The 14445-nt window shown below is 39.8% G+C and carries 11 protein-coding genes; 5 read left to right on the top strand and 6 right to left on the bottom strand.

What is annotated here, in order from left to right:
• Nucleotides 1–88: 88 nt before the first annotated feature.
• The gene (gene putA / locus F3J02_RS03300; RefSeq protein WP_167247603.1) at nucleotides 89–3850 is read right to left on the bottom strand and encodes a trifunctional transcriptional regulator/proline dehydrogenase/L-glutamate gamma-semialdehyde dehydrogenase; all 3762 of its coding nucleotides are present in this window, start codon (nucleotides 3848–3850) and stop codon (nucleotides 89–91) included.
• A gap of 120 nt (nucleotides 3851–3970) precedes the next feature.
• On the opposite strand from putA, the gene F3J02_RS03295 reads away from it, so the two are divergent.
• Complete coding sequence (locus tag F3J02_RS03295) at nucleotides 3971–4462, top strand: Lrp/AsnC ligand binding domain-containing protein (protein WP_167247601.1); 492 nt, start codon at nucleotides 3971–3973, stop codon at nucleotides 4460–4462.
• Nucleotides 4463–4506: 44 nt separating this feature from the next.
• On the opposite strand, the gene putP is transcribed toward F3J02_RS03295, so the two are convergent.
• Nucleotides 4507–6003, bottom strand: coding sequence for a sodium/proline symporter PutP (gene putP, locus F3J02_RS03290; protein WP_167247599.1), 1497 nt, complete (start codon nucleotides 6001–6003; stop codon nucleotides 4507–4509).
• A gap of 480 nt (nucleotides 6004–6483) precedes the next feature.
• Between putP and aspA the strand changes: the two genes are divergently transcribed.
• On the top strand, nucleotides 6484–7926 hold the full coding sequence (aspA, locus tag F3J02_RS03285; protein WP_167247598.1) for an aspartate ammonia-lyase: 1443 nt from the start codon (nucleotides 6484–6486) through the stop codon (nucleotides 7924–7926).
• 262 nt (nucleotides 7927–8188) lie between these two features.
• Nucleotides 8189–9346, top strand: coding sequence for a lytic polysaccharide monooxygenase (locus F3J02_RS03280; RefSeq protein ID WP_167247596.1), 1158 nt, complete (start codon nucleotides 8189–8191; stop codon nucleotides 9344–9346).
• An 89-nt stretch (nucleotides 9347–9435) separates the two neighbouring features.
• Here the strand turns inward: F3J02_RS03280 and gcvH are convergent, their stop codons facing one another.
• From gcvH to F3J02_RS03260, 4 genes are all read right to left on the bottom strand, one after another.
• Nucleotides 9436–9810, bottom strand: a complete 375-nt coding sequence (gene gcvH, locus F3J02_RS03275) for a glycine cleavage system protein GcvH (RefSeq protein ID WP_005211933.1) — start codon at nucleotides 9808–9810, stop codon at nucleotides 9436–9438.
• A gap of 80 nt (nucleotides 9811–9890) precedes the next feature.
• The gene (locus tag F3J02_RS03270; RefSeq protein ID WP_167247594.1) at nucleotides 9891–10916 is read right to left on the bottom strand and encodes an AraC family transcriptional regulator; all 1026 of its coding nucleotides are present in this window, start codon (nucleotides 10914–10916) and stop codon (nucleotides 9891–9893) included.
• 128 nt (nucleotides 10917–11044) lie between these two features.
• Entirely contained in the window at nucleotides 11045–11485 is a 441-nt protein-coding gene (locus F3J02_RS03265) for a MaoC family dehydratase (RefSeq protein WP_004807678.1), read from the bottom strand.
• A complete protein-coding gene (locus F3J02_RS03260; protein ID WP_167247592.1) occupies nucleotides 11485–13332 on the bottom strand; it encodes an ABC transporter ATP-binding protein in 1848 nt (615 codons plus the stop codon). Before F3J02_RS03260 ends, F3J02_RS03265 begins: the two co-directional genes overlap by 1 nt.
• A 279-nt stretch (nucleotides 13333–13611) precedes the next feature.
• Here F3J02_RS03260 and F3J02_RS03255 point away from each other — a divergent pair, with 279 nt between their 5' ends.
• A complete protein-coding gene (locus tag F3J02_RS03255) occupies nucleotides 13612–13794 on the top strand; it encodes a hypothetical protein (protein ID WP_228284317.1) in 183 nt (60 codons plus the stop codon).
• 218 nt (nucleotides 13795–14012) lie between these two features.
• Complete coding sequence (locus F3J02_RS03250; RefSeq protein ID WP_167247862.1) at nucleotides 14013–14375, top strand: hypothetical protein; 363 nt, start codon at nucleotides 14013–14015, stop codon at nucleotides 14373–14375.
• The last annotated feature ends 70 nt before the right edge of the window (nucleotides 14376–14445 follow it).

The following is a 14445-nucleotide window of genomic DNA, read 5'->3' as shown; positions in this document are numbered from 1 at the left end:
TAACGTTAAAATAATAAAAAACCCGAACCATGTAAACATGATTCGGGCTAGGATGAGGAACGTTTGAAGTTCCGCAAGAGACTGAAAATTAGTCTTCAGATAAAGTCATTAAACTCGCATTACCACCTGCTGCTGCTGTGTTTACGCTAATTGCTCGTTCAATGACTAGGCGTTCTAAAGGAATTTGTTCATTTGCTTGTAACTGGGTAATCCCGACAATCGCACCTGAACGATTCGCAACTTTAGTTTGCAAGTCTTGCAACTGTTCAACAGAACCATGATGAAGCACGGCATCAAACGCATCTTTTTCAACACTTGAAATCACAGTGATTGCATCTAAGACATCTTTTGGTAAAGACGCTTTGTGTTTTACTAAGAATGCATTGTCTTTCAACACAGCCGCAGTACTGCTGACAGAGAAAATCGCAAGTAATTGTTGAAGCTGGCTTGCTTCATCATTCGCAATCGAAAGTACACGATGACGAGGCAAGATAATGTATTGGTTGCTTTCACCAGTAGGACCTTGCAACTCGTAGAACTTACCTACACCAAATGCTGGAATCGTTGGAATTGCTTGAGGCATGTTTTGGTTTGCCCAAGCCAATAAGCTTTGATAAGCAACATTTGAGACTGCATCAAAGTTAGAGATTTCAGCTTTCACCGCAAATGGTGTTGCTAAAACTTTCTCTGAGCAATGTTCCATCAAACGGTACATATAAAGCGGACCACCAGCTTTAGGACCAGTACCCGATAAACCTTCACCACCAAATGGTTGAACGCCTACAACTGCACCCACGATGTTGCGGTTGATATATAAGTTACCCACCTCAGCACGTTGGATCACAGTATTGATAGTTTCATCAATACGTGTATGGAGACCCATGGTTAAGCCATAGCCTTTAGCATTGATACGGTCGATCAATTGCTCAAGCTCACCATATTTATAAGTGATGATGTGCAATACCGGACCAAACACTTCGCGTTCTAGATCGTCAAGGTTTGGTAATTCAATCGCTGTTGGCGGAACAAATGTGCCTTGTGCAAGCGCTTGTTGGCTTACCGAATCATTAAACATCAATTGATGAACAGGGTAGCCCTTAGATTTCATCTTTTGAATATGCGTATCGATGGTTTGTTTTGCTTCAGTATCAATTACAGGACCAATGTCAGTTTTTAGGATCGCAGGGTTGCCAACGATCAACTGTTGCATTGCACCTTTTAACATTTTGATAACTGTTGCAGCGCTGTCTTCTTGCACACATAAGATACGAAGTGCAGAACAACGTTGACCCGCACTGTCAAATGCAGAACTGACAACATCGAGAACCACTTGTTCAGTCAACGCAGATGAATCAACGATCATCGCATTTTGACCACCGGTTTCCGCGATTAACGGAATTGGTTGATCGTTTGGAGACAAGCGTTTTGCGACAGTCTTTTGCAAAATTTTTGCAACTTCAGTCGAACCTGTGAACATGATGCCTTGAACACGATCATCTTGGCTTAATTGCGCACCAACGGTTTCACCGCGACCTGGAAGAAGTTGAACAACGCCGTGTGGCACGCCAGCTTCCCAAAGCATTTGAACTGCTTGTGCTGCAATCAATGGTGTTTGTTCAGCAGGTTTGGCAATAACACAGTTACCACTGACCAATGCAGCTGCAATCTGACCAGAGAAAATCGCAAGAGGGAAGTTCCATGGGCTAATACACAATACGGTACCCAGTGGTTTTACTTGTGCATTTACAGGTAATGCTTCGATTTGAGTTGCGTAATAACGCAAGAAATCTACTGCTTCACGTACTTCAGCAATCGCATTGGCATAGGTTTTACCACTTTCACGGCAAAGCAATACCATCAACTCTTGAATGCGAGCTTCCATCAAATCTGCAGCGCGTTTTAAGCAAGCAGCACGTTCTACTTTATCTGTTGCAGCCCAGCTTTGTTGTGCTTGTACTGCTGCTTCAAGTGCAAGCTGTACATCTGCACTGGTTGCTTCATTTACATAGCCTACAACTTCACTATTCTGTGCAGGGTTTGTAATTGCAAGTGCATTACTTTCATCATGAACTGTCGATTCAAAACCAAGCAATGGTGCACTTTTCCAAACGTGGCTACGAAGTTTCTGTGCAGTTGCATCTAAATCTGTTAAAGGTTGATCATTATTCAGATCAAAACCATTTGAGTTAGGGCGTAATGGGTACAGATCATGCGGAAGTGGAATTGCAGGATGTTTTAATCCCAACTGACCTTCGTCTTTCGCAGAAGTTTGAATATCTTTGATCGGAGATTGAATCAAATCTTCAACTTTTAAAGTCTTATCAGCAATACGGTTTACGAATGATGTATTTGCACCATTTTCAAGTAAACGACGTACCAAGTAAGCGAGTAAAGTTTCATGGTTACCAACAGGTGCATAAACACGACATGGAACACCTAACTTACCATCTTCTTTAGACCCAACCACTTGTTCGTACAATGGCTCACCCATACCGTGTAAGCATTGGAACTCGTATTGACCTGGGTAATATTTGCTTGGATCGGCCAAGGTATAGATCGTTGCAAGTGATTGCGCATTGTGTGTTGCAAACTGTGGATACACTTGATCAGGTGCAGCAAGAAGTTTTTTCGCACAAGCGATGTATGACAAGTCAGTGTGAACTTTACGGGTAAACACAGGGTAGTCAGTCATACCATCAATTTGTGCTTTTTTGATTTCGCTGTCCCAATATGCACCTTTCACCAAACGGATCATCAGGCGTTTGTTGCTGCGTTTTGCAAGATCAACGATATAATCAACAACGTAGAAGCAACGCTTCTGGTAGGCTTGAATTACGAAGCCAATACCTTTCCAATCTGCAAGTTTTGGCTCGAAGCATAAACGCTCAAGTAACTCGAGTGAAATTTCTAAACGCTCAGATTCTTCAGCATCGATGTTTAAGCCGATGTCATATTGTTTTGCCAAGCAAGCAAGTTCGAAAACTTTGTTATAAAGTTCGTGATGAACGCGGTCGATTTGCGCACGTTGGTAACGTGGGTGCAAAGCAGATAGCTTGATTGAAATACCAGGGCCATCATAAACACCGCGACCATTTGATGCTTTACCAATGGCATGAATTGCTTGGGTGTAGTCGTTGTAATAACGATCTGCATCATGTTCAGTTAGCGCTGCTTCACCTAACATGTCGTATGAATAGCGGAAACCTTTGTGTTCAAATGGTTTTGCATGCTCAAGTGCTTCTTGGATTGTCTCACCCGTAACGAATTGCTCACCCATCATACGCATTGCAACGTCAACGGCTTTACGGATAATACCGCGACCACTACGTGCTAAAAGACCTGTTAGTACGCTTGATAAGCTGGTTTGCTTTGGTGTTTCCATTAACTTACCAGTTAACATTAAACCCCATGCAGCAGCATTTACGAACATCAAGTTACTTTGACCGACGTGATCTTTCCAGTTACCTTGGTTGATTTTGTCACGAATCAATAAATCACGAGTTGCTGTATCTGGAATACGAAGCAAAGCTTCTGCCAAACACATCAACGCTACACCTTCCTGTGAAGAAAGTGAGAATTCTTGTAGAAGACCTTGAACAATACCTGCTTTACCAGCCGAGCTTTTACGTTCACGCAAATTATGCGCTAGGCTAAATGCAAGTTCATAAATTTTGTGGTCAAGATCAGGGGAAATATCTGCTGCTTCAGCAAGTACAGCGACTGCTTCAGGCTCAGCACGTCGCCAAGCTGTATTAATGCGTTGCTCAAACTCACTTTTTTCTTTAAATTCGGTAATATAACCGTCGATGTGAGCTGTTTCCATTTGTGCGGGAGTATCCAATGTATTCATACTAAATTCCAATAACAATCTCTAGAACATATTGAGTAGAGAGGTTTAGATAATTTATGATTACAGAATGAATCCCGAGTAACTCACTATAATTTACTTATTTTTTAGAGGAAAATTCAGTTGAATGGCCCTATTTATGCGTTAGATCGTACTGATCTGAAAATTCTGGATATTCTTCAAGCAGATGGGAGAATTTCTAATAGTAAATTAGCAGAATTAGTGAACTTATCACCGACTGCGGTAATGGCGCGCGTGCAGAAGCTGACCAAGGATGAATTTATCTTGGGATATGAGGCAAAACTCAATCCAAATAAGCTTAATGCGAACTTTTTAGTGTTCGTGGAAGTGTTGCTTGATAAGACCACACCACATGTATTGGATGATTTTATTGATGCAGTGACTCAATATCCTGAGATTGTGGAATGCCATATGGTCAGTGGTGGATTTGATTTCTTGATCAAACTGCGGAGTGCAGGCATGGAGGAATTTCGTCGGATTGCAGGGCAGATCTTATGGCAGTTGCCTGGTGTGAAGGAAACACGAAGCTACCCAGTCATGCAGGTGGTGAAAGACAGCTCTAAAATAAAAATTAAATCAAAATCAAAATTTTAAGCAAAAGAAAAGGGGCTCGAAAGCCCCTTAAATTTCTATCAGAATTATTTCATTTCACGCGCATAAATTTCATCAGCTTGTTCGAAGCGACTTGTTACCGCTGCATTTGGTGCTTTACCAAGTAAGCTCACTACAACGATACTGATCAAGGCAAAAACGAAGCCTGGAATAATTTCATAGATGCCTGTGTAACCGAAGAAGTTTTTCCATAGGATTACCGTCACAGCACCAACAACCATACCTGCCAATGCACCGTTCAAGGTCATACGTTTCCAGAACAATGAAAGAATAATCAATGGACCAAATGCTGCACCAAAACCAGCCCAAGCATAAGCAACTAGGCCAAGAACCTTACTGTCCGGGTTTTGTGCAAGTGCAAGCGCAAGCATTGCAACTGCAATTACCATTCCACGACCAATCCAAACCAACTCTTTTTGAGATGCATTTTTACGGATAAAGCCTTTGTACAAGTCTTCTGTCAAAGCACTAGAACATACCAGAAGCTGACAGCTTAACGTACTCATGATTGCAGAGAGAATTGCAGCAAGGATCACACCAACAACCCAAGGGTTGAATAAGATTTTGGTGAGTTCCATAAATACGGTTTCAGGGTTAGCTGTAACTGCTGCTGCAAATTCAGGATGCATTTGGAAATAAGCAATACCGATAAAGCCTGAACCAACTGCGCCAGCAAGACATAGAATCATCCATGTCATACCGATACGGCGAGCTGCTGGAATTGATTTTACCGAGTCCGCAGCCATGAAGCGCACAAGGATATGCGGTTGACCAAAATAGCCTAGACCCCAAGCTGCAGCAGAAAGAATCGCAACAACGCTTAAGTTTGTCGCAAAATCAAATGCATGCGGACGTACACTTTCAACAACTGCAGTAAACTCTTCCATCCCAATGCCTAGAGACATGTAGGTCACGATTGGAAGGAGTAATAATGCAAAAATCATTAAGCCTGCTTGGAAAGTATCAGTCCAGCTGATTGCAAGGAAACCACCAATACACACATAACCAATGGTTGCAAATGCACCTAACCATAAGGCTGTGCTATATGGCAAGTGGAACAATGTTTCGAATAATCGTGCACCAGCGACCATGCCAGAAGCACAATAAATCGCAAAGAATACAAGAATAATCAATGCAGATGTGACGCGTAGGATTTTCTTCTGATCATCAAAGCGACCAGTAAAATAATCAGGCAAGGTAAGGGCATTGTTTTGGACTTCGGTATGTACACGTAAGCGTCCAGCAACCAAATACCAGTTTAGCCATGCACCGATAATCAAACCGATGGCAATCCACGATTCAGATAAGCCAGTTAAGTAAATTGCGCCAGGTAAACCCATGAGTAACCAACCACTCATGTCTGATGCACCCGCAGATAATGCGGTCACAAAACTGCCTAGACTTCGGCCTCCAAGAATATAATCGTCAAGGTTTTTGGTAGAAAAATAGGCGTATAAACCGATGCCAAGCATGGCCAGGATATAGACCACGAATACAACAACTGTGGGATTAGAAAAATTCATAATGGATGCCTGTCCTTACATATCCATAATTTGCAATCACACCTGAATAGCTAAAAAAATGATTTACTATTCTTGGGATTGATAAGGTCACAGATTCAAGCACAAATGATTTTTAAAATACTGTTATGTTTGTGTATTTAATTTGTATATTTTATGTAATTTAAAATAAGTATATGAATCTTAATTTTTTAATTCAAAAAATAGGATTTTTTTTCATCAAAATATGAGTGGTCGGTGTGCAAAAAAAACTCAAAATGTATGCAAAAGTTACAATTTATAAAATGTACAGATGTAGATTAAATTAAATCAGTTAAAAACTAGGCAGAAGTTTTGACATATAATGTTACAACAGCAACAATTCAGAGAAATTTGAATATAAAAAAATATAATGTTAAGCGCTTTTGCTAATGAAAAATTGCGTGGAATCTCTCATATTATTTCATTGCACCATTAGGGTGCATTGTCTGAGAGAAATGGAAAGTGGAAACGGTTCAAACGGCAACGATAAGAATAGAGCATGATTTGCTCGGCGCGAAAGAAATTCCAGCCGATAGTTATTATGGAATTCATACACTACGCGCAATTGAAAATTTTAAAATCTCTTCGCAACAAGTTGGACAAAATGGCTACTTTATTCGCGCATTGGCGCAAGTAAAAAAAGCTTCGGCTCAAGCGAATTTAAGCTTTGGCAAACTTACTGAAACTCAAAGTTTAGCAATTCAGCATGCCTGTGATGCTTTAATCACTGACACAGAAAAATGGCAAGATTCCTTCCCAATTGATATTTATCAAGGTGGGGCAGGTACATCAATTAATATGAATACGAATGAAGTGATTGCCAATATTGCGCTTGAATCATTAGGTCATCAAAAGGGTCAATATGATGTGATTCATCCAAATGATCATGTCAATAAATCACAGTCTACCAATGACGTATATCCAACAGCGCTTCGTCTATCAACTTATTGTTCTTTAGATGCCTTATTCATACAAATGGACAAGTTAATTACGTCATTTGAAAATAAAGCAATTGAATTCCGCTATGTGTTAAAGATGGGGCGTACCCAATTGCAAGATGCGGTTCCAATGACATTGGGGCAAGAGTTCCGTGCTTTTGCGACCTTATTAAAAGAAGATGTACGTTTAATCAAACGGACTCGTGAATTATTGCTTGAAGTGAATTTGGGTGCGACTGCAATTGGCACAGGTGTAAATACACCAAAGGGTTATGCCATCAAAGCAGTTTCCTGTTTAAAAGACATTACAGGTTTGAATCTGGTGGGTGCAGAAGATTATGTTGAAGCAACCAGTGACTGCGGTGTATTCATTATTTTATCGAGTGCTTTGAAGCGTCTAGCATGTAAGCTTTCAAAGATCAGTAATGATTTACGTTTACTTAGTTCTGGACCGCGTACAGGTTTAGGCGAAATTCAGTTACCTGAATTACAGGCTGGTTCTTCGATCATGCCTGCAAAAGTAAATCCTGTGATTCCTGAAGTGGTGAATCAAATTGCATTTAAAGTAATTGGAAATGATCTCACTATTACTTTTGCAGCGGAAGCAGGGCAATTACAACTCAATGTGATGGAACCTGTGATTGCGATTTCATTGAATGAATCCATCGAGCTGCTTACACATGCAATTCAAAGCTTGGATGAGAAGTGTGTGCGTGGTATCAAGGCAAATGAACAAGCCTGCCATGATGCAGTGATGCGTAGTGTGGGTATTATTACGCTGCTTGATCCATTATTAGGTCATGCACTGTGCGATGAAATCGGTAAACAATGTATTGCTGAGAATAAAACCATTCAAGAGGTGGTTCTAGAGCGTGGTCTACTAACTCAAACTCAACTGGATGAAATTTTCTCTTTTGAGAATCTGGTATCTGAAGTTGATGGCATTCAAGTCGATTATGTTGCTTAGAACCTGAAAATTAAGTTGTGAAAAAAGCCCAGTTCAAATCGAATTGGGCTTTTTTGATTGCACTGAAAAATACTGGATTTGTGAAATAATTTGATCGGGTCAACACAACTGTTTATTCCTGTGATCAAGTCAACTGGCATATTACAGATCATTACAGAGTAGGTGGTTGTCTTGTCTAAGCGGCTCACCTATGGTCTAAGAGGTGTCTTAAGAACACCAATGCTTAACAACAATAAATAAGTGAAATAACGAAGGTAGAATAATGATGATGCATCACTTTATTAAACGTAGTTTAATCTCGATGGGAATATTGGTACTACCCGTAGTACCTTCATTGGTTTTTGCTCATGGTTATGTGCTTAAACCAGAATCTCGAGCTTATGCCTGTAAGTTAAATAAGAATACTCAATGTGGCAGCATTGTGTGGGAGCCGCAAAGTTTAGAAGCTCCGAAAGGTTTTCCGCAGTCTGGACCACCAGATGGACAGATTGCCAATGCAAATTTGAGTCAATTTTCAGAATTGAATGCCCAATCACCGACACGATGGGTAAAAACAAATTTGCCCACAGGTGCAAATGACTTTACTTGGCAATTTACCGCACAGCATGTCACTCAAGGCTGGCGTTATTTCATCACTAAACAAGGGTGGAACTCTTCAGCACCTTTAGCACGTAGTTCTTTTGATCTAAATCCTTTTTGTACTGTAGATGGTAAGTACCAAAAACCTGCCGGTGTGGAAACACATCGATGTAATGTACCTGCTGACCGAAGTGGTTATCATGTCATTCTTGCGGTTTGGGATATCGGCGATACCAGTAATGCCTTTTATAATGTCATTGATGTAAATGTCGGTTCAGGTAGTCCAACAACACCAGTCGATCCGCAGCCACCGAAACCAGTTCAAAGCTGGAACGATATTGGTGATATTAATCCACTTGATGACCTATCGGTAAATGATCGTGTATCCACACGAGTTTTTGATACCAATGGTGAAAATCCAAATTTAAGAACAGAATTACGGATTACCAGTACTGCCAATGGCAATCGAAATGTTTGGCCACGCTTATTGGCAGAAGTCATCAATCGAGAACACAGTGCCTTACGCGCAGGCGTTAAAAATGCAAATGGTGAGATTGTGCCTGTAAGTGGGAAAAATGATGTTTATAGTAGTTTAAATAGTGGTATCCAACGTGTCGAAATCCAAATTGAGCGTGCCCCGATCAGTGGCGGTGGTTCTTATGATTTTATTTATCCGAAGAGTATTGCTACTTATAAAGCAGGGACCAAGGTATTAGGTAGCGATGGACATATTTATCAGTGCAAACCTTTTCCTAATAGTGGTTGGTGTACCATTCAAGCGCATCAATATGTACCTGCTACAGGCTCGAACTGGCAGGATGCTTGGCTTTTAGTTAAATAATCAATGTTTTCGGAAATAAAAAACCGAGTTAAGGCCTAACTCGGTTTTTCAATAGACCAATCCAAATAGATCGGTCTGATTTATAAAAATTATAAACCTGATTCGTATTCGCTATTCGAAAGCAATTTTTCAACATCAGCCATATTGTCTGGCTTAATCTTATAGATCCAACCCTTACCATAAGGCTCGTCATTGACAAAGTCAGGATCATCTTCAAGGTCAGTATTCACTTCAACCACGGTTCCAGAAACAGGTGCGTGAATATCAGAGGCCGTTTTCACAGATTCAACAATGCCGGCTTGTTCAGTTGCGGTGACATGGCTACCCACTTCAGGCGTTTCCACATAGACTAAATCACCCAACTCATCTTGTGCATGGTCAGTAATCCCTGTAACAACGAGGTCGCCCTCAATTCTTACCCACTCATGCGTACGTGCATATTTCAATTCTGCTGGATGATTCATGACAACTCCTTAACAATCTGTCGTATCATTTTTATTTGGTTTATACATGCTTTTCAATAAAAACAAAAGCTTTCGTGAACTTATAAATAAGGGTCTTTACGCCAGTTACTTGGGCTACGACCACTCCAACGCTTAAAGGCTCGACTGAAATTCGCGACATCGGAATAACCGAGTTCATCTGCAATTTGTTCCAAACTATAATCGGTTCGAGACAGCAAAGAGGTTGCATGACGGTAACGCACTTCATCCACGAGCGTTGAGAAGGATGTACCTTCCGCAGCAAGTTGGCGTTTCAAGGTGCGATCCGACATATGTAAACGCTCAGCCACGCTTTCAATGCTCAGATAATGCTGCTCTGAATTGGTTAAAATATCACGCACACGCATTGCTAAACGACGACGCTCGCCCAGTGCAGAAAGTTCAGTTTCACATTGGTTAATGGCAATTTGGCTGGCAATGGGATCAGCATTGACCATTTTTAAGCCGAGATATTTTTTATCGAAGCTCGAAATCAGATGGGGTTGATTAAAACGTACCGTACTGGTTAATCGATCTTTATATTTTTCAAAGCCAGCAGGTTCAGCAAAGTCCAGATCAACCTCACCGCTAAGGTCATCAATTCCGGTTAAGGCTTTGGCCATGGTCATAATACCAATGGTTAAGCCTAAAATGATTTCAGTACGCAATGGCTCAACTTCAATATCACATTGTAATTGTAAAGTTGCTTTAGGACCAAAGGTTGAGAAATAGAGCTGTAAAAAGGGAAGGCGTAACTGAATGAAACGGCTTGCCAGTGCAATAGCATCGGTAATGTCATGTGCCGTCATAATGGCATAGCCAATAAAGCCATGAATGGAAATACGCATCTGCGTACCTAGATGAAAGCCCAGTGTACTTTCACCTGTAAGGCGCAAAGAGTGTTTCACCAATTCATTCGCAATCGGTGTTGGAATTCGATAGTTCGGATCAGCCAGTTGTTCGCTGGTTAAGTGAAACGGTGCAAACAATGTTTCATCGCTATATCCCCAGCGAGAAACGACATCTAACAGCAATAAGCCATAGACGCCTGGTATTCCTTGATCTTGACGAGTTGAGGTTGTTTTCATGTGCTTTCCGTGGCGCTCATCAATTTTGCCAATATCTTTTAAACATTTAAGTCTTAAACATCTTTACATGAAAAAAAATAATCAATCATAAAAATTGTTGGACAAAACAGTCACCGAATATTCAAGAATCAAGTTGGTTTTCTAAAGACCATAATTTTGGTTGTTGATATTAATAGCACATCACCATATTGGTTCAAAGCTTGTGTTACGTAGCTGACGATACCACGATCATTTTTAGTTTTAGATGGCACAATTGCAGTAATTTCAATTTCTACATGAATTTTATCGCCAACACGGGTTGGGCGAGGCCAACGTAAGCTTGATTCAGTGCCTAACAGACCACCTGCAACGGGAAAACATTCCGTCCATAAACGCATGGTCACCGCAGAAGTATGCCAACCGCTCGCGGCTAATCCTTGAAAGATAGGATGTTCTGCTGCTGCCTGTTCATCTAAATGAAACGGCTGAGGATCGTATTGACCTGCAAATTGTTTCACTTCTTCAAGTGTCATTTCATATTCGCGGCTGCTAAAACGATCACCAATATTTAAGTCTTCTAAATACAACATTATTCTGTGTCCTGAGTCACTCGCTGTTCAACTAAAAAACCACCTGTTTGGCGTTTCCATAATTGTGCATACAAGCCATCATTAGCAATCAATTCCTCATGTGTTCCTTGTTCAGCAATTCGACCTTGATCAAGGACAATAAGGCGATCCATTTGAGCAATAGTAGATAAACGGTGCGCAATTGCAATGACTGTTTTACCAACCATCAAGTCATTTAAACTACTTTGAATCGCTGCTTCGACTTCTGAATCAAGCGCACTGGTTGCTTCATCGAGGATGAGAATCGGTGCATCTTTGAGGAAAACACGCGATATCGCAATACGTTGACGCTGTCCACCAGAAAGCTTCACACCACGTTCACCAACGTAGGCATCAAATCCAACACGACCTTTTTGATCTGTCAGTTGTGGAATGAACTCTTCTGCTCTGGCTTTTTTCACCGCGAGCTCGACTTCAGCTTCAGTCGCATTTGGACGACCGTATTTAATATTTTCAGCTACAGTACGGTGTAGTAACGAAGTATCTTGCGTGACTAATGCAATATTGGCGCGTAAGCTGTCTTGAGTAACATCATGAATATTTTGACCATCAATCAAAATACGACCTTGGTTGATATTGTAAAAATGTAGTAGTAATTGGATCAGCGTTGATTTACCAGCACCAGAACGCCCGACTACGCCAATTTTTTCACCAGGTTTGATGGTCAGATTAAAATGCTCAATGACATTTTTTTGGTTATAAGCAAAGCTAACGTCTTCAAATCGGATTTCACCACGCTGAACTTTTAATTCAGTCGCATCTTTCTTGTCTTGAATCTGGATCTGTTTACCTAGAGTTGTCATACCATCCTGAATGGTACCGACATTTTCAAACAACATGGTGACATGCCACATTAAAAACTCAGCCATACTGTCTAGCTTCAGTACCATTGCTGTAGTGGCTGCAATTACCCCAATCGCTGCTTGCCCTTGCGTCCATAACCAAACTGAAGTGCCAATGACTCCAATGTATAGAAATGCACTGAGTAACCGAATGCTGATTTCGTATTTAACCCCTAAACGCATTTGCCTATAAACCGTAACCATAAACTCTTGCATGGATTCTTTGGCATATTGGCTTTCACGGCCTGCATGCGCAAAAAGTTTTACAGTTTGGATATTGGTATAAGCGTCAGTGATACGTCCTGTCATAACAGCACGTGAATCCGCTTGTTTTTTGGAAATTTTACCTAAACGGGGGATAAAATAGCTGGCGATCACAATGAAAAAAACCAACCACAACATTAACGGAATTATAAGTACAGGAGAAATAGAGCCTAATACCACACTAATAGTAATGAAGTAGATCAGTACATATACCAGCATATCGCCCAAAATCATCCAGAATTCGCGTACAGCCAAAGCTGTTTGCATCACTTTGGCTGAAAGGCGACCTGCGAAGTCAGTATGGAAAAAGTCTAGGCTTTGTTGTAATAACAAGTTATGGAAGCGCCAACGCATGCGCATTGGGAAATTACTAAACAAAACTTGATGTTTGACCACAGATTGCAGACTGACAAAGAAGATATTTGCAAAAAGGATGCTAATTAGGATGGTGAGGTTCTGTTGGTTGTTTTCTAGGAATGTGCTGGGTTGGCTTTGCGCCAGCCAATCGACCAATTTTCCAATATAAGAAAAAAATAGTGCTTCAAAACTGGCCGCAGCTGCGGTACACGCAATCAAAATAAATAGATAAGGGCGGATACCTTTGGTTGATTGCCAAACGAAAGCAAAGAAAGTAGTTGGTAATGGTTTGTTTAAGTCTTTCGTAGGATAGGGATCAACTAATTTTTCAAACCATTGCAGCATGCCGCTTTTCCTCTCGTTATACAATACGATTCAGCTTACCTTGGTAGGATATCAGAAAACCTGACAGAAGATGGCAAAAGAAAATAAATGATAAGAAATGAAAAGTAGCAAATGATTAAACTTCTATTTTAAGCGAAGAAGAGCTATTAGATGAATAGACGATGGCAATAGTAAGTCTTGGGTTTATAAAACTAGTGAAATTATTTTAATCATGCTCAATAATTATTTTTATAGTAGGGTGCTCGTTGTTAAATGCAATGATCAATAATAGAGGTAGAAATGAATCACCAAGAAAATAAAATGGATGAACTAGCACAATCAGAAAATGAAGACCAACAGCCACAGAATTCTGCTGCACATTCAATTGATGTCAATTCTATAGATTTAGTTGAAATTGTTATTGAAATGGGAAATGGGAAATGGTGTAGTGGATGTAGCTTCAGCAATTGTAGAGAATATTGATATCAATTTTTGATTGAAAAGTTTATCTTAAAACAAATTTTATTATTTTAAAAAATACATTCTAATTATTTTATTTAGTTATTTTTAATATTTAATTTCGTTTTTCTAAAATCATATAAGCCTGTTTTAAGGCGATTTTTTGATCTTTATTGTGGTATAATGGATGAAAATTAATATATATAGAAACGGTGATGAAAATAATATCCATAGTTATACTTATGTTTTTATTCAGTATATCTTGTGTCACGAATGCTAAATCTTTTAAAGATGATTACATTAATTTATCTGATGTTTATTTCAAATCTATAGATGAGCAAATTCAATTTGAATATGGATTAAGAGGAAAAGTAAAGTCGAAAAACGAGCAGTTAGAAGCAAAACAAAAAGAATGTTTGGTTGAAAAGAGTAAAGTGAATCTACATAAATTGATTATTGAGCATTATTTAGAGTATCAGGGCTATATGCAAGATGCAGCTGTCAGTGTCATGGAAAAAAATGAATTTAATTTTACTCAAAATGAAGCACAGAAAAATTATGCAGCACTTAAAAATGAGTTAAAACAAACGAGGTTTCCTTGTTAAGTAACTGTTATTCATTACTTATTTGGTTTATGTTTAATTTGATTCTTGACGGAAAACACCCTTAAATAAG

Origin of the sequence: Acinetobacter sp. Tr-809 (assembly GCF_011753255.1) — a bacterium.
Lineage (GTDB): Bacteria > Pseudomonadota > Gammaproteobacteria > Pseudomonadales > Moraxellaceae > Acinetobacter.
This window is presented reverse-complemented; position numbering and strand designations above follow the sequence as displayed.